General features: G+C 73.1%; 18 protein-coding genes. 15 read left to right on the forward strand and 3 right to left on the reverse strand.

The window, feature by feature from the left end; genetic code table 11:
* Positions 1-92 precede the first annotated feature (92 nt).
* The 5 genes from iolC (at position 93) to mmsA (ending at position 6,724) form a co-directional block, all read left to right on the forward strand.
* Positions 93-1,199 (forward strand): 5-dehydro-2-deoxygluconokinase, encoded by a 1,107-nt coding sequence (gene iolC / locus ACF089_RS09095; protein WP_392023922.1) that lies wholly within the window; start codon positions 93-95, stop codon positions 1,197-1,199.
* Positions 1,196-2,080, forward strand: a complete 885-nt coding sequence (locus tag ACF089_RS09100; RefSeq protein WP_392023925.1) for a deoxyribose-phosphate aldolase — start codon at positions 1,196-1,198, stop codon at positions 2,078-2,080. Before iolC ends, ACF089_RS09100 begins: the two co-directional genes overlap by 4 nt.
* A gap of 86 nt (positions 2,081-2,166) precedes the next feature.
* The gene (gene iolB, locus ACF089_RS09105) at positions 2,167-3,072 is read left to right on the forward strand and encodes a 5-deoxy-glucuronate isomerase (protein ID WP_392023928.1); all 906 of its coding nucleotides are present in this window, start codon (positions 2,167-2,169) and stop codon (positions 3,070-3,072) included.
* Complete coding sequence (locus ACF089_RS09110) at positions 3,069-5,135, forward strand: 3D-(3,5/4)-trihydroxycyclohexane-1,2-dione acylhydrolase (decyclizing) (protein ID WP_392023930.1); 2,067 nt, start codon at positions 3,069-3,071, stop codon at positions 5,133-5,135. The genes iolB and ACF089_RS09110 overlap by 4 nt, the downstream gene beginning before the upstream one ends.
* A gap of 86 nt (positions 5,136-5,221) precedes the next feature.
* Complete coding sequence (mmsA, locus tag ACF089_RS09115; RefSeq protein ID WP_392023932.1) at positions 5,222-6,724, forward strand: CoA-acylating methylmalonate-semialdehyde dehydrogenase; 1,503 nt, start codon at positions 5,222-5,224, stop codon at positions 6,722-6,724.
* A 98-nt stretch (positions 6,725-6,822) separates the two neighbouring features.
* Here the strand turns inward: mmsA and ACF089_RS09120 are convergent, their stop codons facing one another.
* Positions 6,823-8,016: a S8 family peptidase gene (locus ACF089_RS09120; RefSeq protein WP_392023935.1), complete on the reverse strand. Its 1,194-nt coding sequence runs from the start codon at positions 8,014-8,016 to the stop codon at positions 6,823-6,825.
* 360 nt (positions 8,017-8,376) lie between these two features.
* Between ACF089_RS09120 and ACF089_RS09125 the strand changes: the two genes are divergently transcribed.
* Positions 8,377-11,139 carry an alpha/beta fold hydrolase gene (locus tag ACF089_RS09125; RefSeq protein ID WP_392023938.1) on the forward strand — a complete coding sequence of 921 codons (2,763 nt, stop codon included), beginning with the start codon at positions 8,377-8,379 and terminating at the stop codon, positions 11,137-11,139.
* Positions 11,136-11,996 (forward strand): ABC transporter permease, encoded by an 861-nt coding sequence (locus ACF089_RS09130; protein WP_392023939.1) that lies wholly within the window; start codon positions 11,136-11,138, stop codon positions 11,994-11,996. Before ACF089_RS09125 ends, ACF089_RS09130 begins: the two co-directional genes overlap by 4 nt.
* 199 nt (positions 11,997-12,195) lie before the next feature.
* Here ACF089_RS09130 and ACF089_RS09135 read toward each other — a convergent pair whose 3' ends face one another.
* Complete coding sequence (locus tag ACF089_RS09135) at positions 12,196-12,906, reverse strand: DNA-binding response regulator (protein WP_392023941.1); 711 nt, start codon at positions 12,904-12,906, stop codon at positions 12,196-12,198.
* A 261-nt stretch (positions 12,907-13,167) separates the two neighbouring features.
* Here ACF089_RS09135 and ACF089_RS09140 point away from each other — a divergent pair, with 261 nt between their 5' ends.
* Positions 13,168-14,973, forward strand: coding sequence for a von Willebrand factor type A domain-containing protein (locus tag ACF089_RS09140; RefSeq protein ID WP_392023943.1), 1,806 nt, complete (start codon positions 13,168-13,170; stop codon positions 14,971-14,973).
* A 221-nt stretch (positions 14,974-15,194) separates the two neighbouring features.
* A complete protein-coding gene (locus tag ACF089_RS09145) occupies positions 15,195-15,740 on the forward strand; it encodes a DUF1772 domain-containing protein (RefSeq protein WP_392023945.1) in 546 nt (181 codons plus the stop codon).
* Here ACF089_RS09145 and ACF089_RS09150 read toward each other — a convergent pair.
* Complete coding sequence (locus ACF089_RS09150; RefSeq protein ID WP_392023948.1) at positions 15,721-16,512, reverse strand: class I SAM-dependent methyltransferase family protein; 792 nt, start codon at positions 16,510-16,512, stop codon at positions 15,721-15,723. The two genes, ACF089_RS09145 and ACF089_RS09150, sit on opposite strands and share 20 nt — an antisense overlap.
* A gap of 461 nt (positions 16,513-16,973) precedes the next feature.
* Between ACF089_RS09150 and ACF089_RS09155 the strand changes: the two genes are divergently transcribed.
* From ACF089_RS09155 to ACF089_RS09180, 6 genes are all read left to right on the forward strand, one after another.
* Positions 16,974-17,450 (forward strand): hypothetical protein, encoded by a 477-nt coding sequence (locus ACF089_RS09155; RefSeq protein ID WP_392023950.1) that lies wholly within the window; start codon positions 16,974-16,976, stop codon positions 17,448-17,450.
* A gap of 47 nt (positions 17,451-17,497) precedes the next feature.
* Positions 17,498-18,976 (forward strand): sensor histidine kinase, encoded by a 1,479-nt coding sequence (locus ACF089_RS09160; RefSeq protein ID WP_392023953.1) that lies wholly within the window; start codon positions 17,498-17,500, stop codon positions 18,974-18,976.
* Positions 18,879-19,538 (forward strand): response regulator transcription factor, encoded by a 660-nt coding sequence (locus tag ACF089_RS09165; RefSeq protein WP_392023956.1) that lies wholly within the window; start codon positions 18,879-18,881, stop codon positions 19,536-19,538. Before ACF089_RS09160 ends, ACF089_RS09165 begins: the two co-directional genes overlap by 98 nt.
* 465 nt (positions 19,539-20,003) lie before the next feature.
* A complete protein-coding gene (locus tag ACF089_RS09170) occupies positions 20,004-20,606 on the forward strand; it encodes a carbonic anhydrase (RefSeq protein ID WP_392023959.1) in 603 nt (200 codons plus the stop codon).
* Between the two features lie 119 nt (positions 20,607-20,725).
* On the forward strand, positions 20,726-22,837 hold the full coding sequence (locus ACF089_RS09175) for a SulP family inorganic anion transporter (protein WP_392023963.1): 2,112 nt from the start codon (positions 20,726-20,728) through the stop codon (positions 22,835-22,837).
* The gene (locus ACF089_RS09180) at positions 22,834-23,175 is read left to right on the forward strand and encodes a hypothetical protein (protein WP_392023964.1); all 342 of its coding nucleotides are present in this window, start codon (positions 22,834-22,836) and stop codon (positions 23,173-23,175) included. The genes ACF089_RS09175 and ACF089_RS09180 overlap by 4 nt, the downstream gene beginning before the upstream one ends.
* Positions 23,176-23,559: the final 384 nt, after the last annotated feature.

Raw genomic sequence — 23,559 nt, forward strand, 5'->3', positions numbered from 1 at the left:
GTCCGAATGTAAGGACAAAATGTTGACAGGGTTCGGGAACGAGCATTAGACCTGAGGAGAGCCGGGCCGGGCGTCGAACCGAAGGGACGGGCATGACACAGCCGTACGACCCTCAGCCGTACGACGTGATCACGATGGGCCGGATCGGGGTGGATCTGTATCCGCTGCGGACCGGGGTCCCGCTGGCCCAGGTCGACACCTTCGGCAAGTTCCTGGGCGGCTCGGCCTCCAATGTCGCCGTGGCCGCCGCCCGGCTCGGCCGCCGCACGGCGCTCATCACCCGCACCGGCCAGGACGCCTTCGGGGACTATCTCCATCAGGCGCTCGGGGAGTTCGGGGTGGACGACCGCTGGGTCACGCCCGTGCCCGCGTACCCCACTCCCGTCACCTTCTGCGAGATCTTCCCGCCGGACGACTTCCCCCTCTACTTCTACCGGCAGCCCACCGCCCCCGATCTGGAGATCCGCGCGGACGAGCTGGATCTGCCCGCGATCCGCGCCGCGCGCGTCTTCTGGATGACCGGCACCGGACTCTGCGCCGAGCCCAGCCGCGGCGCGACCCTGGCCGCGCTCGACCACCGCGACCGCGCCGGGACCACCGTCTTCGACCTCGACTGGCGGCCGATGTTCTGGCGGGACCCCGACACCGCCCGGCCGTACTACCGCCAGGCGCTCGACCGGGCCACCGTCGCCGTCGGCAACGCGGAGGAGTGCGAGATCGCCACCGGCGAGCGCGAACCCGAGGCGGCGGCCCGCGCGCTGCTCGCCGCCGGGGTGGAGCTGGCCGTCGTCAAACAGGGCCCCAAGGGCGTCCTGGCCCTGCACCGCGACGGCTCCCGGGCCGAGGTCCCGCCCGTCCCGGTCGACGTGGTCAACGGCCTCGGCGCGGGCGACGCCTTCGGCGGAGCCCTCTGCCACGGACTGCTCGCCGGCTGGGAGCTGGAGCGGATCATGCGGTACGCCAACGCGGCCGGGGCGATCGTCGCCTCCCGGCTCGCCTGTTCGGCCGCGATGCCGTACGCGTCCGAGGTGGACCAGGTCGTCGCCGGCGGCCCCGTCCCGCCCGCCCCGCCCCTCCCCGGAGCCCCGGCCCACAGCACCCCGGCCCACAGCACCCCGGAACCGCCCTCGGCGCCCGCTCCGGCGCCCGCCCCCGGACACACCCCCCAGCACGCCCCCGAGCCCGGAGCGACCCCGTGACCCGGGTCGACATCGCCGAGCTGGTCGGCATCCGCACCCGCCACCCCGAGGCCGTCGCCGAGGCCGCGACCCGCCGCCGCAGACGCTCGGGTCTCCTCGGCGAGAGCGGCCGGCTGATGATCGTCGCCGCCGACCACCCCGCCCGCGGCGCGCTCTCCGTCGGCGACAGCAGACTCGCCATGGCCAACCGTCTCGACCTGCTCGAACGGCTCTGCCTCGCCCTCTCCCGCCCCGGCGTCGACGGCGTCCTCGCCACCGCCGACATCCTCGACGACCTGCTGCTCCTCGGCGCGCTGGACGACAAGATCGTCGTGGGCTCGATGAACCGGGGCGGCCTCGCCGGAGCCTCCTTCGAGCTGGACGACCGCTTCACCGGCCACCGCGCCCAGGATCTGCACCGGCTCGGCTTCGACGCGGGCAAACTCCTGCTCCGCATCGACTACCAGGACCCCGGTTCGCTCGACACCCTCCACTCCACCGCCCGCGCCGTGGACGAGATGGCCGAGCGACGGCTCCCGGTCTTCATCGAGCCGTTCATCTGCCACCGGATCGACGGCCGCCTCCGCAACGATCTCGGGGCCGACGCCGTCACCCGCTCCATCGCCATCGCCTCCGGGCTGGCCGGGACCTCCGCGTACACCTGGCTGAAGGTCCCCGTCACGGAGAACCCCGACGACATGGCCGCGGTGATGGCGACCTCCACCCTCCCCGCCGTCATCCTCGGCGGGGAGATCGGCGACGATCAGCACGGGGCGTACGAGAAATGGCGGAGTGCGCTGCGACTGCCCACCGTGCAGGGCCTGGTGGTGGGACGCTCGCTGCTCTACCCGGTCGGCGGGGACGTCGCCGGAGCGGTCGACACGGCCGTGGGACTGCTGTAGACGACGACGCCCCGGCGCCGCCGGAGAGACGGAGGAGCCGGTGCGCCGGGAGACCGGAAACCGGTTATCGGGTATACGGAGAGGTCATGAGCACCGACGAATCGCGTCAACCGGTCGACAGCGGCCTGTACGTCCCGGCGGGCGCCGCGGCGACCGGCCCGTACGCGCTCCGGATCGATCCGGAGCGGGCCGGCTGGACCCACTCCGCCCTCCGCGTGCTGGAGCTGGCCCCCGGCGCGTCCCACACCTTCGCCACCGGCGACAGCGAATGGATCGTGCTGCCGCTCAGCGGCGGCTGCACCGTGAGGACGCCGGACGCGTCCTTCGAACTCCTGGGCAGGGAGAGCGTGTTCGGCGGAGTCACCGACTTCGCCTATCTCCCGCGCGACGCCCAGGCACAGATCGCCTCCGGCGCGGGAGGCCGCTTCGCCCTGGCAGGAGCGAAGTGCGGGCGACGACTCCCCGCCCGCTACGTCCCCGCGCCGGAGGTATCGGTCGAGCTGCGCGGCTCCGGCCCCTGCTCGCGGCAGGTCAACAACTTCGCCGCCGCCGGAGCCTTCGACTGCGACCGGCTGATCGCGGTCGAGGTGCTCACCCCCGGCGGGAACTGGTCCTCCTACCCGCCGCACAAGCACGACCGGGACGTGCCCGGCGTCGAGTCCGAGCTGGAGGAGATCTACTACTTCGAGATCGAGGGCGGCGGCGCCGGCTACCACCGCGTCTCGCCGTCCCGCGCCGGCGGCGCCGATGTGCTCGCCGAGGTGCGCACCGGGGACGTCGTCCTCGTCCCCGACGGCTGGCACGGCCCCTCCATCGCCCCGCCAGGACGGGACATGTACTACCTCAATGTGATGGCGGGCCCCGGCGACACCCGGGAATGGCTCATCAGCGACCATCCGGACCACGGCTGGATCCGTGACACCTGGCCGGGACAGCCCGCCGACCCGAGACTGCCGCTGTACGGGCCGGCCGGTGCGGAGGCCCGCCGATGACCGGCGTCCGACGGCTCACCGTCGCCCAGGCCCTGGTCGCCTTTCTCAGCCGTCAGTACACCGAGCGGGACGGGCGCCGCCACCGGCTGATCGCCGCCGCCTGGGGCATCTTCGGCCACGGCAATGTGGCCGGTCTCGGCCAGGCCCTGCTGGAGTCCGGCACCGGCCCCCACCCGGCCGCCTCCCTCTCCGTCTCCGCCTCCCTCTCGGCCTCCGCCTCCGCCCCCGGCGGCCCGCGGTCGCCTTCCGGCCCCCCGCTCCCGTACCTCCAGGGCCGTAACGAACAGGCCATGGTCCACGCGGCCGTCGGCTACGCCCGCCAGAGCCGTCGGCTCTCCGCGCACGCCGTCACCACCTCCATCGGCCCGGGCGCGACCAATCTGGTCACCGGCGCGGCGCTCGCCACCGTCAACCGGCTGCCCGTCCTGCTGCTCCCCGGCGACGTCTTCGCCACCCGGCCCGCCGACCCCGTGCTCCAGCAGCTCGAAGCCGTCCACGCGGGCGATATGACGGTCAATGACACACTGCGCCCGGTATCGCGCTACTTCGACCGCGTCACCCGCCCCGAGGCCCTGATCCCCGCCGCGCTCCAGGCGATGCGCACACTCGCCGACCCCGTCGAGACGGGCGCGGTGACCCTGGCGCTGCCGCAGGACGTCCAGACCGAGGCGTACGACTGGCCGGAGGAGTTCTTCGCCGAGCGGATCTGGCGCGTCGCCCGCTCCCGGCCCGATCTGGACGCGCTGGCCGAGGCCCGGCGCGCGCTGACCGCCGCGCGCCGGCCGCTGATCGTCGCGGGCGGCGGCGTACGCCACAGCGAGGCCGAGGAGGCGCTGCGCGCCCTCGCCGACGCGACCGGCGTCCCCGTCGCCTCCACCCAGGCGGGCAAGGGATCGCTGCCCCACGACCACCCCGCCGACGTCGGCGGAATCGGCCACACCGGCACCGCGACCGCCGACGATCTGGCCCGTACGGCGGATCTGGTGATCGGCGTCGGCACCCGCTGGTCGGACTTCACCACCGCCTCCTCCACCCTCTTCCAGAACCCGGCCGTCCGGTTCGTCAACGTCAACGTCGCCTCGTTCGACGCGCACAAGATGGCCGGGCTCTCCGTCGTCGCCGACGCCCGCGCCGCCCTCGCCGAACTGACCGCCGCCCTCGCCGGACCGGCCCCCGCCGGACAGCCCGCTCCCGCCCCCGCCGGACCGACCGGCACCCCCGCCGGGCAGTCGGCCCCCGCCCTCGCCGGACCGACCGGCCGCGTCCCGCGCGTCCACCCCGCGTACGAGGCCGAGTACCGGGCGGCCAAGGACCGCTGGGAGCGCCGGGTCGACGCGGCGTACGCGGCCGACGACCCGGCCGCCGTCCCCACCCAGCCGCAGGTGCTCGGCCTCCTCGACTCCCTCGTCACCGGCGACGACATCGTGATCAACGCGGCGGGTTCGCTCCCCGGCGACCTCCACAAACTGTGGCGCGCCCGCTCGGCCGACCAGTACCACGTCGAGTACGGCTACTCCTGCATGGGATACGAGATTCCGGCGGCCGTCGGCGTCGGGATGGCCGCGCCCGGCCGCCCGGTCTGGGCGCTGGTCGGCGACGGCACCTATCTGATGAACCCGACCGAGATCGTCACCGCCGTCCAGGAGAACGTCCCCATCAAGGTGGTGATCCTCCAGAACCACGGCTACGCGTCGATCGGCGGTCTCTCGGAGTCGGTCGGCGGCGAGCGGTTCGGCACCGCCTACCGCCACCGCGCCCCCGACGGCTCCTACACGGGCGATCCCCTCCCGGTCGACCTCGCCGCCAACGCCGCCTCCCTCGGACTGCGCGTCATCCGCGCGAGGACCGTGGGTGACCTGCGGGAAGCCCTCGCCGAGGCCCGCGCGTCCGAGGTCCCCACAGGTGTCTACATCGAGACCGCAACGGCAGACACTGTGTCGGGCGCGCCCCCGGCGCAGGCGTGGTGGGATGTTCCGGTGGCGGCGACCGCGACCCGTCCGGCCGCCGTCCGGGCCCGGGAGGAGTACGAGCGGAGCCTCGCGGCCCGGCGCCGGCATCTGTGACGCCGGGGCGCCGCACGCCGGGAGGAGCCGCTCCCCGCGACATGTGAAGAAGCCCGGCATCTGGATCTCTGAAGGAGCCTTCCGTCATGACGAAGACCGTCAACCACTGGATCGGCGGCAGGACCGTCGAGGGCGCGTCCGGGAACTGGGGCCCGGTCACCGACCCGGCGACCGGAGAGGTCACCACCCGGGTGGCGCTCGCCTCGGCCGGCGAGGTGGCCTCGGCCGTCGCCGCCGCGAAGGAGGCGTACGCCGACTGGGGCGTCTCCTCGCTCGCCCGCCGCACCGCCGTCCTCTTCCGCTACCGGGCGCTGCTGGACGCCCGCCGGGACGAGATCGCGGAGCTCATCACCGCCGAGCACGGCAAGGTGCACTCCGACGCGCTCGGCGAGGTGGCGCGCGGTCTGGAGATCGTCGAGCTGGCCTGCGGGATCACCACCCAGCTCAAGGGCGAGCTGTCCACCCAGGTCTCCAGCCGGGTCGACGTCGCCGCGATCCGGCAGCCGCTCGGGGTGGTGGCGGGCATCACCCCGTTCAACTTCCCCGCCATGGTGCCGATGTGGATGTTCCCGCTGGCGATCGCCTGCGGGAACACCTTCGTCCTCAAGCCCAGCGAGAAGGACCCGTCGGCGGCGAATCTGCTGGCCGAACTGGCCGCCGAGGCCGGGCTGCCGGACGGGGTGCTCAATGTCGTCCACGGCGACAAGGTCGCGGTGGACGCCCTGCTCGAACACCCGGACGTCGCGGCGGTGTCGTTCGTCGGCTCGACCCCGATCGCCCGCTACATCCACACCACCGCCTCCGCCCACGGCAAGCGCGTCCAGGCGCTCGGCGGGGCCAAGAACCACATGCTGGTCCTCCCGGACGCGGACCTGGACGCGGCGGCGGACGCGGCGGTCTCGGCCGCGTACGGCTCGGCGGGCGAGCGCTGCATGGCGATCTCGGCGGTCGTGGCCCTGGAGTCCGTCGCCGACGAGCTGGTCGAGAAGATCCGCGAGCGCGCCGAGAAGATCAGGATCGGCCCGGGCGCCGATCCGTCCTCCGAGATGGGCCCCCTGATCACCAAGGCCCACCGGGACAAGGTCGCCTCCTATGTGACGGGCGCGGCGGCCCAGGGCGCCGACGTCGTCCTCGACGGCACCGGACTCACCGTCGAGGGGTACGAGGGCGGCCACTGGATCGGGCTCTCGCTCCTCGACCGCGTCTCCCCGGACTCCGACGCCTACCGCGACGAGATCTTCGGCCCGGTGCTGTGCGTGCTGCGCGCGGAGACCTACGACGAGGGCCTCGCCCTCATCAACGCCTCGCCGTACGGCAACGGCACCGCGATCTTCACCCGCGACGGCGGCGCGGCCCGCCGCTTCCAACTGGAGGTGGAGGCGGGCATGGTCGGCGTCAACGTCCCGATCCCCGTCCCGGTCGGCTACCACTCCTTCGGCGGCTGGAAGGACTCGCTCTTCGGCGACCACCACGTCTACGGCAACGACGGCGTGCACTTCTACACCCGCGGCAAGGTCGTCACCACCCGCTGGCCCGACCCCTCCGAGCCCCACTCCGGCGTCGACCTGGGCTTCCCCCGCAACCACTGAGCCCCACCGCTCCCACCGCCCGGGGCCGCCCTCCGGCCCCGGGCGGGCCGGTGGGAGGCGGGGAGCGCCCGGGGCGGGGGTGTTCGGGGGCGGGTGGGCTAGAAGGGCGAGAACAGCAGGCGGTTCGGGGAGCCGGTGCGCGGGTCCTGGACCTTGTCGGGCGTCGCGTTGGTCACGACGGCGTCCCGGACCTGGGCCGGGGTCGCGCCCGGGTTCGAGGCCAGGTGGAGCGCCGCGACGCCCGCCACGTGCGGGGCGGCCATCGAGGTGCCGGAGATCGTGTTGGTCGCGGTGTCGTTCGTCCGCCAGGCGGAGGTGACGCTCACTCCGGGGGCGAACAGGTCGAGACAGGCGCCGAAGTTGGAGAAGGAGGCCCGGCGGTCCGCGCTGTCGGTCGCGCCGACGGTGATGGCCTCGGGGACGCGGGCGGGGGAGTAGTTGCAGGCGTTCTGGGGCTGGCCGAAGATGTTGCCGTTGCCCGCGGCGACGGCGTAGCTGATGCCGGAGGCGATGGAGCGCTGCACCGCGGCGTCCAGCGAGGAGTTGGCTCCGCCGCCCAGGCTCATATTGGCGACGGCGGGCTTGCGGGCGTTGGCGGTCACCCAGTCGACGCCCGCGATGACGCCGGCGTTGGTGCCGGAGCCCTGGCAGTTCAGTACGCGGACGGCGATCAGGTTCACGTTCTTGGCGACGCCGTAGGTCTTCCCGCCGACGGTGCCCGCGACATGGGTGCCGTGGCCCTGGCAGTCCTGTCCGTTCTGCCCGCCGCCCACGGTGTCGACTCCCACGCCGGCCCGCCCGCCGAACTCGCTGTGGCTGGTGCGGATGCCGGTGTCGATGATGTACGCGTTCACCCCCGCGCCGGTCGAGTTGTAGGTGTACGTCGTCGACAGCGGCAGATTGCGCTGGTCGATCCGGTCGATGCCCCAGGTCGCGTTGGTCTGGGTGGCGGAGAGGCTCACCCGCGCGTCCTGTTCGACATGGGAGACGCGCGGATCGGCGGACAGCTTCCGCGCCGTCGCGGCGGACAGCTTCGCGGAGAAGCCCGTCAGGGCGCTGCGGTAGGTGTGCTTCGGGGTGACGCCCAGATCGGCGGCGCTGGTGGAGCCGTCCTTGAGGACGACGATCCAGCTGTCGGGCACGGCGGTCGCGGCGGGGGCGAGACGGAGATCGCCCGCCGGGCGGTCCGGCGCGGTCGCGCCGGAGGCGGCGGGTGAGAGGGCGAACTGGAGGCCGGCCGTGAGGAGTAACGCGGGGAGCAGCGCGGCCGTGCGTCGTGCGGTGGAGCCCATGGTGTGCACCTGAACCTTTCGTTGACCGGATCGCGGGCAAGTACGGGTGTGTGTGCGTGTGCCTGGGTGCGAATGCGCCGACAGGGTCTCGTGACATGAAACATGACACAAGAGTCATGCGGGACCCGTTCGAGCCCGCGGCCGCTTCGCCCACTCGTCCGCCCGTACGGGGCCGGGGCGCGCGGTCGCGCCCCGCGCGTCTGAGCCCCGGACCCCGCGCCCCGCCCGCCTGGTCGCCCAGGCCCGCCCGCCGCGTACCGCACCTGGTGCAGCGCCCCGGGGCGCGTACTCCGGGGGGAGGTCACCGGCTCCGACCGGAGGCAGCCGAGAGCCGAGGGCGGCTCCGCATAGGGTTTCCCCATGCAGATCCGACTTCCCCGGCCCCGCCGCCGAGGCCGATGGCTCGCGGGCGCCGCCGCCCTGGCCGTCCTCGCGGGCGCGGGCACCTGGACCGCGGCGGCCGACGACAGCGCCCCGAGAGTGCACCGTGAGGACCAGGTGCGGCAGATGCCGGGGGCGAAGATCGACACCTCCTACTTCACCTCGGGCGACAAGGACCGCCGCCGCCCCGCCGTCCTCCTCGGACACGGCTTCGGCGGCAGCAAGGCCGATGTCCGCGCCCAGGCCGAGCGGCTCGCCCGCGACGGCTACGCCGTGCTGACCTGGTCGGCCCGCGGCTTCGGCGCCTCCACCGGACAGATCGGCCTCAACGACCCCGAACACGAGGTCAAGGACGTCTCACGGCTGATCGACTGGCTCGCCGGGCGCCCCGAGATAGCGCTCGACGCCGACGGCGACCCGCGCGTCGGCGTCACCGGAGCCTCCTACGGCGGAGCGGTCTCCCTGCTCGCCGCGGGCCACGACCCGCGCGTCGACGCGATCGCTCCCTCCATCACCTACTGGAACCTCGCCGACGCCCTCTTCCCGGACGGCGTCTTCAAGAAGCTCTGGGCCGGCATCTTCTTCTCCACCGGCTCGCCCGCCGCACCCGGCAGGCCCCCCGCCGCCGACAGCCCGGCCGGCGTCCCCGCCGACCCGCCCGCGGGCGCCGCCTCCGCACCGGCCGGCGCCCCGGCCGAGGAACGCCCCGTGAACCCGGCCGGCTGCGGAGACTTCCAGCCCGTGCTCTGCTCCCTGTACGAGCGGGTCGCCGTCGCCGGAAAGCCCGACCGGGCCGCCCGCGAACTGCTGGAGAGCCGCAGCCCCTCCGCCGTCGGCGACCGCATCAAGGTCCCGGCGCTGATCATCCAGGGCCAGTCCGACTCCCTCTTCCCCCTCTCCCACGCCGACGCCATGGCCAAGACGATCAGCGCCAACGGCGCGCCGGTCTCGGTCGACTGGATCGCGGGCGGCCACGACGGCGGCGAGAGCGAGAGCGCGCGCGTCGAGAGCCGGGTCAACGCCTGGTTCGACCGCCATCTGAAGAAGGACGCCGGCGCCGACACCGGACCCGCCTTCCGCGTCAGCCGCACCGGAGGCGTCGACTCCACCGACGGCCAGGCCCTGCTGCGCGGCGCGCACGGCGGCCGCTACCCGGGACTGGACGGCGAGGAGACCCGGACCGTCCCGCTCACCGTCGGCGAGCAGAGCTTCTCCAACCCGGCGGGAGCCGCCCCGCCCGCCATCTCCGCCGTCCCCGGCCTCAGCGGGGGCCTCGGACAGTTCTCCTCCTTCGGCGTGGGGCTCTCCCTCGACTTCCCCGGGCAGCACGCCCGCTTCGACTCCCGTCCGCTGCCCCGGTCCCTGCGGATCACCGGCTCGCCGACCGTCCGAGTCAAGGTCGCCTCCACCTCCGGTGAGGCGGTCCTGTTCGGAAAGGTCTACGACGTCGGGCCCGACGGCCGCGAACAGGTGCTGCCCTCCCAGCTCGTCGCCCCCGTCCGGGTCGAGGACGCCCGCGGCGGCAAGGAGGTCACCCTGACCCTGCCCGCCGTGGACCACGAGGTCGACGCCGGACACCGGCTGCGGCTGGTGCTCTCCGCCACCGACCTCGGCTACGCCTCCCCCACGGCCCCCGCCCGCTACACCGTCGGCCTCACCGGCGCGGGCGAGCTGTCCGTGCCCACCGCCCCCGGTGTGAAGACCCGGGCCGCCGGACTGCCCTGGTGGACCTGGGGACTGCCGGCCGGGGCCGCGGTCGTCGCCGCCGTACTCCTGCTCACCGCCCGCAGGCGCACCGTCGCCCCGCCGCCCGAGCCGGAGCTGGCCGAGGTCCCCCTGGAGATCACCGGCCTCAGCAAGCGGTACGCCAAGTCCTCCGAGCGGTACGCCGTACGGGAACTCTCCTTCCGGGTCGAGAAGGGCCAGGTGCTCGGTCTCCTCGGCCCCAACGGCGCCGGCAAGACCACCACCCTGCGGATGCTGATGGGGCTGATCCGCCCCGACGAGGGCGAGATCCGGGTCTTCGGCCACGCCATCCGTCCCGGCGCCCCGGTCCTCTCCCGGGTCGGCGCGTTCGTGGAGGGCGCGGGCTTCCTCCCGCATCTGTCGGGCCGGGACAATCTGGAGCTGTACTGGCGCGCCACCGGACGCCCCGCCGAGGACGCCCATGTCGAGGAGGCCCTGGAGATCGCCGGGCTCGGCGACGCCCTCGCCCGCGCCGTCCGCACCTACTCCCAGGGCATGCGACAGCGCCTCGCCATCGCCCAGGCCATGCTCGGCATGCCGGATCTGCTCATCCTGGACGAGCCGACCAACGGACTCGACCCGCCGCAGATCCGCGAGATGCGGGACGTCATGATCCGCTACGCCGCCGGCGGCCGCACCGTCATCGTCTCCAGCCACCTCCTCTCCGAGGTCGAGCAGTCCTGCACCCATCTGGTCGTCATGGACCGCGGCCGGCTGGTCCAGGCCGGACCGGTCGCCGAGATCACCGGCGAGAGCGACACCCTGCTGGTCACCACCGACGCCGAGGTCCCCGACCCGGTCGTCGAGAAGATCGCCGCGCTGCCGGGCATCGGCTCGGCCGTGCGGGTGGACGAGGGGCTCCTCGTCCGCCTCGACGGGATGACCGCCCACGCGATGATCGGCGAACTCGTCCGGCTGGACGTCCCGCTGACCGGCGTCGGTCCGCACCGCCGTCTCGAGGACGCCTTCCTCACCCTGATCGGAGGCTCCGCGTGAGCACGCTGACCGAATCGGCCCCCGGCTACCGAGCCCGGCACACCCTGCCGCTGCGCGTCGAGGCGGTGCGCCAGCTGAAGCGCCGGCGGACCATGGCGATGGCGGGGATCCTGGCCGCGCTGCCCCTGGTGCTCATCGTCGCCTTCGCCATCGGCGGCACCCCCGGCGAGGGGGAGGCGAACAACCGCATCACCCTGATGGACACGGCCACCGCCTCCGGCGTCAACTTCGCCGCCACCTGTCTGTTCGCCTCGGCCGGCTTTCTGCTGGTGGTGCCGGTGGCGCTGTTCCACGGGGACACCGTGGCGTCGGAGGCCAGCTGGTCCTCCCTGCGCTATCTGCTGGCCGCTCCCGTCCCGCGCGCCCGGCTGCTCTGGTCGAAACTGGCGGTGGCGCTCGGCTTCAGCGCGGCGGCGATGGTGCTGCTGCCGCTGGTCGCCCTCGCCGCGGGCACCCTCGCCTACGGCTGGGGCCCGCTGAAGCTGCCCACGGGAGGCTCCCTCGCCATCGGCGAGACCCTGCCGAGGCTGGCGCTGGTCGTCGCGTTCATCTTCCTCTCCCAACTGGTGACGGCGGGGCTGGCCTTCTGGCTGTCCACCAAGACCGACGCCCCGCTGGGCGCGGTCGGCGGTGCGGTCGGGCTGACGATCGTCGGCAATGTGCTGGACGCGGTCACCGCGCTCGGCGACTGGCGCGAGGTGCTGCCCGCCCACTGGCAGTTCGCCTGGATTGACGCGCTCCAGCCGGAGCTGGAGTGGAGCGGGATGGTGAAGGGCGCGGCGGTCTCCGTCTCCTACGCGCTGGTGCTGTTCGCGCTCGCCTTCCGGAACTTCTCCCGCAAGGACATCGTGTCCTGACCGCCTGACCGCCTGACCGCCTGACCGCCTGACCGCCTGACCGCGAGACCGCTCGACCGCCGTGGCCCGGGCCCGGGCCCGGGCCCGGCGCCCGGATGCTCCCGGCGCCCGGGCCCAGCTGCCCGACGGCGGGCCCCGGACTCCGCGGGCCGTCGGGAGAACGGACAGCCGGACAGCTCGGCAGCCCGGGCCTCCGGCCCTAGATCCAGCCCCGGCGGGCCGCCTCCGCCCCCGCGCGGAAGCGGCTCGTCGTGCCGAGGTCGGCGAGCAGCTCTCCCACCCGGCGGCTGTAGGTGCGCCGGGACATGCCCAGCTTCACCGCCGCCGCGTCGTCGGTGAGCCCCGCCAGCAGCGCCTGGAGCACCTCGCGCTGAGGCGGGGGCAGGATCCGGGGCACGGTGCGGGGGGCGAGATCCTCGCCCGTCTCCCACCAGGCGCGATGGGTGCGCACCAGGGCCTGGACCAGCACCGGGTCGCGGATCACCAGCATGCCCTTGTGGAAGAGCCCGAGATCGAGCGGGACGGCGGCGACCGAGCGGTCGGCGACGATTATGGGGAACGGGATCGAGTCCGTGACCCGGGCGTCGCCGGGGCAGTGCCAGACCGTGCCCGCGTGCACCGCCCGCGCCAGCCCCCGGCGGGGAGCGATCCACCGGATCGTGGCCGACCGGGGCGCCGACTCGTGCACACACGCGCCGACGGAGGCGGGGAAGTCGTCGGGGACGTCCTGGCCGACCGGGCCGGCGGGATCGTCGAAGCCGAGAAGCTCACGGCCGGCGGACCGGATCAGGCCCTTGAAGACCTCCCCGATGTGCGCGGCCCCGTGCACAGGCCGCCCCGCCGTCTCCCGCAGGACGGACCGCGACGCCTCTCCGCCGAGCACCGTGCCCGGAATCATTGCCAGTGACATGGCACATCACCCCCGCTGTTCCGTGCGGGCGCACAACAGTCCCCCCGGACCCCGTGCGCATACTCCATGTACTCATACGAACGCGCACCGTGACAAGCGGGTTCCCCGGAGTGTGGCGTCTCCGCGCCACGACCCGGATCGACCGGAGCAACTCCCTCCGGACGTTGCGCCATTGAGACGGTTCCGAGACCCGTCCGGCCGGTCCTCCGCGCCTTCCCGTACGTCCCATCGGCACACGCAGACGAACCATGGGGGGACCGGATGAACTTCCGCACCACGGCGTACCGGGGGCACCGGGGAGCGGTCGCCGCTCTGCTGGCCGGCGGCGTACTGCTCACCGCCGCGTGCAGCTCCGACAGCGCGGCCGACCGGACGGCGAGCCACTCGTCCCGGGGCGGCCAGAGCCACGACGAGGACCGGAGCCGGGGCCAGAGCCGGGGCCAGAGCCGGGGCCAGGGTCAGGGTCAAGGCCAGGGTCAAGGCCCTGAGCAGGGCCGGGAGCGGTCCCGGGAGCCGGGCGCCGACCGGGCGCTGCCGGGGGAGGAGCGCCACGGGAAGCGGAAGGCCCCCGTCGACCATCTCTCCACCTTCGCGCTCGACGTGGACACCGCCTCCTACGGCTATGCCCGCCGCACCCTGGCGGACGGCCGGCGGCCCGACCCCGGCGACATCCGGCCCGAGGAGTTCGTCAACAGCTTCCGGCAGGACTACCCGGCCCCGGACGGCGACGGCTTCTCCGTCACCCTCGACGGCGCCCGCCCCGGCGCCGCGGCCGATGACGAGCCGCACGGCGAGGTCAGCGGCGAGGTCCGTGGCGAGACCCGGAGCGAGGTCCGCGGCGAAACCCGGAGCGAGATCAGCGGCACGGCCCGCGAGACCCTGGCCGATTCCTCCGCCCCGGACCCGGACCGCGCCCCGGACCCCGTCCCGGACCCGGGCCTCGGCCGCGACCCCGGCGAGGACTGGTCGCTGGTACGGGTCGGTCTCGCCACCCGCCCCGCCGCCTCCACCGCCGAACGGCCCCCCGCCGCCCTCACCTTCGTCGTCGACGTCTCCGGCTCCATGGCCGAGCCCGGCCGGCTCGACCTGGTCCGGGAGTCGCTCGGCGTTCTCACCGACGAGCTGCGCGACGACGACTCCCTCGCCGTCGTCACCTTCAGCGGCCACGCGGAGACCCGGCTGCCGATGACCCGGATCGGCGGCGGCCGCGAACGGATCCGCGCGGTCGTGGACGGTCTGCGGCCGGGCGACTCCACCGATGTGGAGGCGGGGATGACCGCCGGGTACGAGACCGCTGTCGCCGGCCGCAGGCCGGGCGCGACCAATCGTGTGGTCCTGCTCTCCGACGCCCTCGCCAACACCGGCAGCACCGACGCCGACGCCATCCTCGAACGGATCGGCGACGCCCGCCGCGACCACGGCATCACCCTCTTCGGCGTCGGCGTGGGCAGCGACTACGGGGACGCGCTCATGGAACGGCTCGCCGACCGGGGCGACGGCCACACCACCTATGTCTCCACCGGCGCCGAGGCCCGGGACGTCTTCCGCCGTCAACTGCCCGCCCATGTGGAGCTGCGCGCCCGCGACGCCAAGGCCCAGGTCGCCTTCGACCCGGCGAACGTGGAGCGGTTCCGGCTGATCGGCTACGAGAACCGGGCCGTCGCCGACGAGGACTTCCGCGACGACGGCGTGGACGGCGGCGAGGTGGGCCCCGGCCACACGGTGACGGCGCTGTACGCGGTGCTGCTCCGGCCCGGCGCGAGCGGCCATGTGGCGACGGCGACCGTCCGCTGGCTGGATCCGGTCAGCCGCGCCCCGCGCGAGCGGTCCGGTTCGATCGAGGCGGCCGGGGTCGACGGCGCGCTCTGGGGCGAGGCGTCCAGCCGCCTCCAGGTCACGGCGGCGGCGGCCTACTTCGCCGAACGGCTGCGCGGCGGATCGGCGCCGGGGATGCCGACCCTCGGCGAACTCGGCGGACACGCCCGGACGCTGGCGAGGACCACCGACGACGACGCGGTGGCCGAGCTGGCCGACGCCATCGGCCACGCCCGCCGTCTGACCGGCTGAACAGCCCCCACGCGTGCGGGGGCTCGAAAGCCGAGCCCCCGCACACGAAGGGCCCCGGTCACCGAGCCCCCGCACACGAAGGGCCCCGGTCGCCGAGCCCCCGCCGCACGCACCCGCCCCTGCCGCCCGCACCCGCGCCCCACCCCTCGTACCCCCGTCCCCCCCCCCGCACCCCGTCCCCGGTGATCGCGCGGCCGTCCGGATCAAGCCATGATGTGCGCATGCCCACGCTTCTGCTCGCGCTCGCGATCGTCTCGAACGGCCTCTACGCGGGCTTCATGCTCACCTTCAGGACGGGCGTCATGCCCGCTCTCGCCCGGCTGACCGACGAGCAGTTCCTCGCCGCCATGCGCCGGATCAACGAGGTGGTGCCCCGGCCGCTGTTCCTGCTGACCTTCGTCTCGATCGTGCTCTTCCCCGCGCTGGCGCTGGCCTTCCCCACCGAGGGGCGCACCGCGGCCGAGCGGTGGCTGCTCGTCGGCTGTCTGGTCTGCGCGGTCCTCAACCACCTGGTCACCGTCGCCGGGAACGTACCGCTGAACAACGCGCTCGCGGCGAGCGAGCGTTCCGGCGGCGAGACCGCGGACCGAGCCGCGGACCGAGCCGAGGACCGAGCCGAGGACCGAATCGAGGACCGAGCCGGGAGCCGAGCCGAGGACCGGGCCGCGCGGGCCGCTTTCGAGCCCCGCTGGAACCGGCTCCATCTCGTCCGGACCCTGCTCACGGTCGCCGCCTTCGCCCTGTCGGTCAGCGCCGCGCTGTGGTGACGGTGAAGAGCCCGACCGACTCGCGCCGGCTGGCGACCGAGGCGAAGCCGGCCTCGCGGGCCCACCGTTCGGCCGACTCCACGGGACGGCACTTCATCACCCAGAGCGCGCCGTCCCGGTTGGGCAGCACCCTGGCGATGAACTCCAGCTGCGGATGGCGGGTCTGCGTGGTGAAGACCAGCGACCCGCCCGGCGCGAGCAGTCCGCGCAGCCGGGCCACGGAGGCCGCCACCGCCTCCTCGTCCAGCAGCAGTTCATAGAGCCCGGACACCACGATCACATCGGGCGCCGGCTCGGCGGGAGCGGGCGCGAGCGCGTCTCCGTACGCGTACGAGACGCCCGTCAGCCCCCGCTCCCGCGCCCGGCGCTCGCCCTGCGCCAGGCCGGCCCGGTCCAGATCGCGGCAGACGACGCGGAGGGAGCCCGGAGGGTGCTCCTCCACCAGGTCCTGGAGATAGCGTCCTGGCCCGGAGGCGACATCGAGGATCCGCGCCCCGCCGCCGCGCGCCGCGATCTCCTCGCGCAGCACCTCCTTGAGCAGATCGCGCCGGGCGCGGATCGCCCGCCAGCCGATCGCGTTCAGATAGATCCGGTCGATGACCCGTCCCACGCCGAGCGCGCCACGCGCTTTGTCGACATAGACATAGTCGAGCATCGAGCCGCTGTCGAAGCCGTGCCGGTAGCCGATCCTGATGCCCTCGCTCAGCCGTCCGACCGTCCCCAACAGCAGCCGTACGGCCGCCCAGCGCGCGTTCCCCAGTCGTTTGATCATGCGTTCAGCCTCGGGCCCGGGCGCGGCCGGGGGCATCCGCCCGGATACTCGTTCCGCCGCTGAGTCGCGGTGCGCGCCCCTGAGTACCCCACCCCCTCCGGAGCGACCTCTTCCGCGTATGCCCCGGAGGCTGTTCCCCGTACGCCGCGCGGTCCGGTTCCGCTCCCGCGTACCGCGTATGCCGGCCGTTCCGGACAGGCCGGGGGACGGCCCGGACGGGAGCTGTCCGCAAGCGGACGAATTCGCTGCGTACTGCCCGCGCGGCTGTTGAGTGTTCTGCGGTCCGCGCGCGTATCCCCCCACGACCGACCAGTGATCACGACATCGGCCGACGACCTCAAGAGGGTGCAGAAGAAGGTGACTTACCGGCAGGTTTCCCCAGGTGCGCGCCCGTGCGCGCGAGATATGAGAATCCTCTCCTCTTTCATTCATCTGTTCGATCTAGGAAGCACACTCTCCGCATGACACTGAGGAAATCCCATGCGGTGATCACGGTGGTGTGCGCTCTGGCGGGGGCCGGGCTGCTGGCCGGCCGGGGCTGGGCGGAAGGCCCCGGACCGCTGGATCTCGGCGATCCCGTGGTCGTGGCTCCCCACGAGGGGCCCCTGCCCCCGGCCACGGCGCGCCCGGTGCCGCCGTCCCCGATGACTCCGGCGTCACCGCGCCCCTCGCCGGTGCCGACCAAGTCCGCCTCGCCTTCCGCTTCCGCTTCGGCGTCCGCCTCCGACAGCCCCACCGGGCGTGCCGCCCCGAAGCCCGTCGCCCGGCAGACCGGAGGCCGCCCCGTACAGACCCTGCCGCCGCCGCGCAGCACCGAGGAGGTCGCCGTACCGGAGCTGAGCGAGGACGAGGAGGACGAGGAGGAGGAGGAGGGCGTGGACGGCGGGGGCGGCGGCAGCGGGGACGGCCCGGACGACGACGGTGACGGGGACGACTAGCCGTGGGACGGAGAACGGCGAGCGCCCGATCGCGCATCGTCGGCTGGATGCTGCTCCTCGTGGGAGCGGCGCTGGCCGCGCCGACCGTCGGCATCACGGTGATCTGGCAGGCCCAGCTGGACGACCAGATCGACGAACAGCTCCAGCGGGAGGTCGACAAGCTGCGCCGATTCGCCAAGACCGCGACGGATTCGGACACCGGCCAGCCCTTCCGCGACGGCGCGTCCCTGCTGACCCAGTTCATGACGGTCCATCTGCCCAGCCGGGAGGAGACCTTCTTCAGCATCGTCGACGGCAAGGCGGACCGCCGCAGCTCCGCCTCCGCGCCCGTCTATCTGGACCGCGATCCCGAGGTGGTCCGGAAGCTGGCGAGCGTGGAGGGCACCACCGTGGGCTGGCTCGACTCCCGCGTGGGCAAGGTGCGGTACGGCGTGGTCCCGGTGGAGGTCGCCGGGGACCCCAAGGACGTACGCCTGGTGGTGCTGGAGTTCCGCGACCGCCAGATCGCCGAGGAACGGCGCGTGGCCAAAATGCTTCTTGCCACCGGCTTCGGAGCGCTGATCTGCGCCGGACTGGCCAGCTGGCTGGTGGCGGGGCGGATTCTCGCTCCCATCCGGCTCGTCCGGCAGACCGCCGCGCGCATCGGGGAGTCGGATCTGACCCAGCGGCTCGATGTGCAGGGCGACGACGACGTCGCCGCGCTGGCGCACACCTTCAACCACATGCTCGACCGGCTGGAGCGGGCCTTCACCACCCAGCGGAGATTCCTGGACGAGGTGGGCCACGAGCTGCGCACGCCCATCACCGTGGTCCGGGGGCATCTGGAGCTGATGGAGGACGGCTTCGAGGAGCGGGTGATCACCCGCACCCTGCTGGTCGACGAACTCGACCGGATGAGCCGCATCGTGGACGATCTGCTGCTGCTGGCGAGGGCCGAACGGCCGGACTTCCTCACGGTCGGCGAGACCAATCTCACCGATCTGATCGTGGACGTGGTCGCCAAGGCGAGAGCGCTGGGGAACCGGCACTGGCGGGTGGCGGCCGTCTCCGAGGCGACCGTCCTGGTGGACGGACAGCGGCTCACCCAGGGGCTGATCCAGCTCGCGGCGAACGCGGTCCGGCACACCCTGGACGGGGATCTCATCGAAATGGGCTCGGCCGTCCAGGAGGGCAGGGTGCTGCTCTGGGTCCGTGACACGGGCCTGGGCGTCGGCCCGGTGGACCGCGACCGGATCTTCGGCCGGTTCATCCAGGCCGGCCGGGTCACCTCGCCCGCTCAGGCGGGCACCGGCATCGGCCTCGGCCTCGCGATCGTCCGCGAGATCGCCGAGGCGCACGGCGGCACAGCGTGGGTGGAGGACGCCGAGACCGGCGGCGCCCGGTTCGTCCTGGACTTACCGGCGTTCTACCCGTTGGAGAGAGGACAGCATGCACCGGATTCTGATAGCGGAGGACGAAGCAGGAATCGCCTCCTTCGTCGAAAAGGGCCTGCGCAGCAATGGATTCGTCACCGCCGTCGTCGGTGACGGACTGTCGGCGTACGAGATCGCCCGGGCCGGCGACTGCGATCTGATGATCCTCGATCTGGGGCTGCCCGCGGTCGACGGGCTCACCGTGCTGCGCAAGCTCAGGGAGCTGAGGGTGACCCTTCCCGTGGTCATCCTGACGGCCCGGGACAGCGTCTCGGACGTGGTCGCCGGGCTGGAGGGCGGCGCGGACGACTACATCTCCAAGCCGTTCGCCTTCGAGGAGCTGCTGGCGCGGGTCCGATTGCGACTGCGCGGGGACGCCGGGCCGGAGGCGTCGGTGCTGCGGGTGGGGGATCTCGTACTGGATCTGCGCACCCGCCGGGCCCATGTGGACGGGCGGGTGGCGGAGCTGTCGGCGCGCGAGTTCGCGCTCGCGGAGGTGTTTCTGCGCAACCCCGACCAGGTGCTGACGCGAGAGCAGCTGCTCAGCCGGGTCTGGGGGTTCGACTACGACCCGGGGTCGAACATCGTCGATGTGTATGTGCGGTATCTGCGGCGCAAGCTGGGGCCGGACCGGGTGGAGACCATCCGCGGCGTCGGATACCGGCTCAGGGCGTGAGCGGGGGGCGTACGGGGCAGAGCGCACGCCGGGACCGCCCTCGCGCGGGTCCGGACGCGCCGGTGCGGCACCTGGCCGCGCCGCCCCCGCCCCCGGCCCTGCGCCGCCGTGTACGCCCCCCTTCCGCACCCCGTACGCCCTGGTCCGGGCAGCCGTGACGCCCCGGGGCAGATTGGTATGGACCATCTCGCCGGGCGCGTGCGGATCCTGACAAGTACCTGAATCAGCCCTTGTCCGAGCGGTGACTCTCCGCACGCGCTCGCCTACCGTCATATCGGGCCATAGCCGCTCCAAGCGGTGCCAGTCGGGCTGGCAGACATCGTTGTCATGGCCATGAGAACTCTCTCACGGTGATCTCACAGATGACTCATCACTCGGGCGCATGCTTCCGGGCCAAGACGTCCACCGTCGGACGTCCCCCTCGTTCGGGCTGCCCAGCGGCCCTCCCCGTCAGGAGCGACGACCATGAAACGACTGCTCGACAACGCGCGTAACTTCCGCCACCGGGTCGCCCCGGAGAGCGAGACCTTCCGCCGTTTCGCGGCCGGCCAGACTCCCGGAACCCTCTTCATCACCTGCTCCGACTCACGGGTGATCCCCGCCCTCATCACCGGCGCCGTCCCGGGCGAGGTCTTCGAGCTGCGCAACGCCGGAAACATCATCCCCCCCTACGGTCCGGGCGCGCAGTCGGGGGAGGCGGCCACCATCGAGTACGCGGTGGACGTGCTCAAGGTCCGCGACATCGTGGTCTGCGGCCACTCGCACTGCGGCGCCGTCGGGGCCCTCGCCAGCGACGCCGACCTCACCGCCCTGCCCAGCGTCGCCGAGTGGGTCGCCTTTGCCAGGCCCGCGCTCGCCCCGATGCTCGGCACCCCGCCGGACGACGTGGCCTTCTCCAAGTACGTCCAGTGCCATGTGACCGCCCAGCTGGAGACGCTGCGCCAGTACCCCAAGGTCCGCAACGCCATGGACGAGGGCCGGCTCGAACTGCACGGCTGGTACTACCGCGTCGACACCGCCGAGGTGCTCGAGCTGGACGAACTGCACGGAGTGTTCAACCGGAACTGACTTCTCGGGCTCTCCCGGCCCACCCCGCCCCCCCCACACGCACCCGCCGCCGTGCACGAGCACCCCCCAGCTCTTCGGCGGCCGGATGCGGCGAAAGGATTGCTGTGTCGACTGAACGGATGCGTCTAGGTGCTGGACGGCATGTGAGAAAGGGCGAAGGCACGCCCCCGGTCAAGTCCGGCGCCTCCCCCTCCCTCAAAGGTACGTTCAGCGCGGACTTCACCGCCTCGATCGTCGTCTTCCTCGTCGCTCTTCCCCTCTGCATCGGAGTCGCGGCCGCTTCCGGTGTGAACGTCGCCCTCGGTATCGTCACCGGCATCGTCGGCGGCCTGATCGTGGGCTTCCTGCCCGGCAGCAGCCTCCAAGTCAGCGGCCCCGCCGCCGGACTCGCCGTCCTCGTCCTGGAGTTCGTCACCCATCACGGGGTGGCACTGCTCGGCCCCGTCGTCCTCATCTCCGGCCTGCTGCAAATCGGCCTCGGCATGCTGAGGATGGGCCGGATCTTCCAGTCCATCTCGGTCTCCGTGGTGCAGGGCATGCTCGCGGGCATCGGCGTGCCGCTGATCCTGAGCCAGATCTACGCCCTGGTGGACACCCCCCAGCTCGGCACGGCTCTCAAGAACATCGCAGGTCTCCCCAACCTCGCCACGGACGTCCTCGCCGACCGGCAGAAGCTGCTCGCGCTCTCCCTCGGCGTCATGGCGCTCGCCCTCTGCTTCCTCTGGAAGAAGGTCCCCGCGCCGCTGAGCAAGGTCCCCGCGCCCCTGGTCGCGGTGATCCTCGGCGCCGGCATCGCCGCTCTTCCGGTCTTCGACATCAACAAGGTCTCCTTCGACAACATGCTGAAGGCGATCGACTTCGTCGGCCCCTCGGCCCTGGGCAACGTCATCGACCCGGCCGTGATCACCATGATCATCACCTTCACCGTGATCGCCTCGGCGGAGAGCCTCTTCAGCGCCGCCGCCGTCGACCGCATGCACACCGGTCCGCGCACCAAGTACAACGCCGAACTCGTCTCGCAGGGCGTCGGCAACACCATCTGCGGCTTCCTCGGCGCACTGCCCATGACCGCCGTCATCGTGCGCAGTGCCGCCAACGTCCAGGCCGGTGCCAAGACCAAGGTCTCCCGTATCCTGCACGGCTTCTGGCTGCTGGCCTTCGGCCTGCTGCTGCCCGGACTCCTCGGGCTCATCCCGATGACCGTCCTCGCCGGCATCCTGCTCCACGCCGGCTGGAAGCTCTTCAACCCGCCCGCCTTCGTCCAGATGTGGAAGACGGACCGCGGTGAGGGCCTGGTCATGTTCATCACCACGCTGGCCATCGTGGTCGCCAACCTCCTCGAAGGAGTGCTGGCCGGCCTCGCGGTCGCGGTCATCCTCACCGCCCTGCGGATGTCGAAGATGACCATCCGCAAGACCGTCGACGGCGACAGCGCCCGGCTGGAGCTGAGCGGCAACGCCACCTTCCTGCGCCTTCCCCGGCTGATCGACGCCCTGGAGTCCATCTCCGACAAGAGCCGGGTCTGCGTCGACGCCACCAAGATCTCCCATCTCGACCTCGCCTGCCTCAGCCAGATCGAGGAGTGGGCCGACCAGCGCCGCAAGGCCGGGGCCGAGGAGATCGAGATCCTGCTCCCCGGCGACAAGGCCGCCCGCGAGGCGGAAGAGGCCCGGAACTCGCAAGGTCCCGACAGCCCCGACGACCCCGACAGCACCGACGGCCCCGGGAGCGGCACGCTGGGCGAACCGGTCGCCGCGGGACTCGACCGGCCCGTGCCGGCCGGAGTCCCGGGACAGGGGCCCGCCCGCCCGCACGCCCCCGACTCCGAGCCCGTCTACCAGCACAGCGCGGGCCCGGGACACCCGGTGCACGGCGGCTCCCACCCCCGTCAGCACCAGCATCCCCAGCCCCATCAGCACGGACCGGGACACAACAACACCCGCCCGGTGCACCCGCAGCCGCACCACGCCCAGCCCGCCACACATCTCCCGCACCCGGGACACAGCCAGCCCCATCTGACCCAGGGATACGTCCCGCCGCAGGGCTACATCCCGCCCCAGGGGTACGTCACACCGCAGGGATACGTCCGGCCCGCCGGCCCCCCGCCCCAGACGCCCCCGGCTCCCGCGTACGGCCAGCAGGGATACGACCGGCCCGTGGGCGAGGGCGGTCAGTGGAGGCCCGACGACGGGCGAGGCTCCCAGCCCTTCGGCGAAGGGACGAGGCGATGAAGCCCTTGCGGTCCGCGCTCGCAGACGCGCTGCACTTAAAGGAACTGCGCGATCTGACCCACCACCGCCATCAGTCCCGACACCCCAGGGCCAACCCGGCGGACCGGCACGGGACCGGCCGCCCCCGGCCCGGGCGCGCCGCGGCCGACCGCATAGCGGCCGACCGGATCGCCGACCATCCGACCCATCCCGCCAGGCCCTGTGAGCAGGACCCGCTGTTCGAGTTCCTCCGCTCCATGCACCATTTCCTGACCGCCCCCCAGATCCCCACCGGGACCAGGGAGAAAGCACCGCCCGCGGACGGCGCCCCACCCGGCGCCGAGCCCGGCCCGACGTAGGCCGAGCCGGCGGCGGACCAGACCGCCGTCCGCGGAGCCGGACATCCCGCACGGCTCCGCGGGCGGCTCAGGGCCTCGAGCGACAGCTTCCCCCACTGGGCCCTGGCCGAGCCCCCTCTCCTGTCCCCCGCAGAGAGGGGGCTCCTCCCGTGCGCGGAACTCCCTTCGCGGGACTCCTCCCGCACGGAGGCCCCTTCCGGTACGGGGGACTCCTCCCGTACCGGGCCCGGTGGCGACCGACCGGCCGGGCGACCCGGAATGCGGCCGGGTCGCCCGGTCTCCCTCCCCCCGGCCGGCCGGACCGCCGCCCGGAGTTCACCTTCGTACCGTGACCCGGCCGACTCGCATGGAGTAGCTCTGAGTGTCCATATGGATACTCTGGGT

Source organism: Streptomyces sp. NPDC014894, assembly GCF_043080985.1.
Lineage (GTDB): Bacteria > Actinomycetota > Actinomycetes > Streptomycetales > Streptomycetaceae > Streptomyces.

Coding starts and splice junctions, on each gene's coding strand:
- iolC (WP_392023922.1), top strand. CDS start 93: ATGACACAGCCGTACGACCCTCAGCCGTACGACGTGATCACGATGGGC.
- iolB (WP_392023928.1), top strand. CDS start 2,167: ATGAGCACCGACGAATCGCGTCAACCGGTCGACAGCGGCCTGTACGTC.
- ACF089_RS09110 (WP_392023930.1), top strand. CDS start 3,069: ATGACCGGCGTCCGACGGCTCACCGTCGCCCAGGCCCTGGTCGCCTTT.
- mmsA (WP_392023932.1), top strand. CDS start 5,222: ATGACGAAGACCGTCAACCACTGGATCGGCGGCAGGACCGTCGAGGGC.
- ACF089_RS09120 (WP_392023935.1), bottom strand. CDS start 8,016: ATGGGCTCCACCGCACGACGCACGGCCGCGCTGCTCCCCGCGTTACTC.
- ACF089_RS09125 (WP_392023938.1), top strand. CDS start 8,377: ATGCAGATCCGACTTCCCCGGCCCCGCCGCCGAGGCCGATGGCTCGCG.
- ACF089_RS09135 (WP_392023941.1), bottom strand. CDS start 12,906: ATGTCACTGGCAATGATTCCGGGCACGGTGCTCGGCGGAGAGGCGTCG.
- ACF089_RS09140 (WP_392023943.1), top strand. CDS start 13,168: ATGAACTTCCGCACCACGGCGTACCGGGGGCACCGGGGAGCGGTCGCC.
- ACF089_RS09145 (WP_392023945.1), top strand. CDS start 15,195: ATGCCCACGCTTCTGCTCGCGCTCGCGATCGTCTCGAACGGCCTCTAC.
- ACF089_RS09150 (WP_392023948.1), bottom strand. CDS start 16,512: ATGATCAAACGACTGGGGAACGCGCGCTGGGCGGCCGTACGGCTGCTG.
- ACF089_RS09155 (WP_392023950.1), top strand. CDS start 16,974: ATGACACTGAGGAAATCCCATGCGGTGATCACGGTGGTGTGCGCTCTG.
- ACF089_RS09160 (WP_392023953.1), top strand. CDS start 17,498: ATGCTGCTCCTCGTGGGAGCGGCGCTGGCCGCGCCGACCGTCGGCATC.
- ACF089_RS09165 (WP_392023956.1), top strand. CDS start 18,879: ATGCACCGGATTCTGATAGCGGAGGACGAAGCAGGAATCGCCTCCTTC.
- ACF089_RS09170 (WP_392023959.1), top strand. CDS start 20,004: ATGAAACGACTGCTCGACAACGCGCGTAACTTCCGCCACCGGGTCGCC.
- ACF089_RS09175 (WP_392023963.1), top strand. CDS start 20,726: ATGCGTCTAGGTGCTGGACGGCATGTGAGAAAGGGCGAAGGCACGCCC.
- ACF089_RS09180 (WP_392023964.1), top strand. CDS start 22,834: ATGAAGCCCTTGCGGTCCGCGCTCGCAGACGCGCTGCACTTAAAGGAA.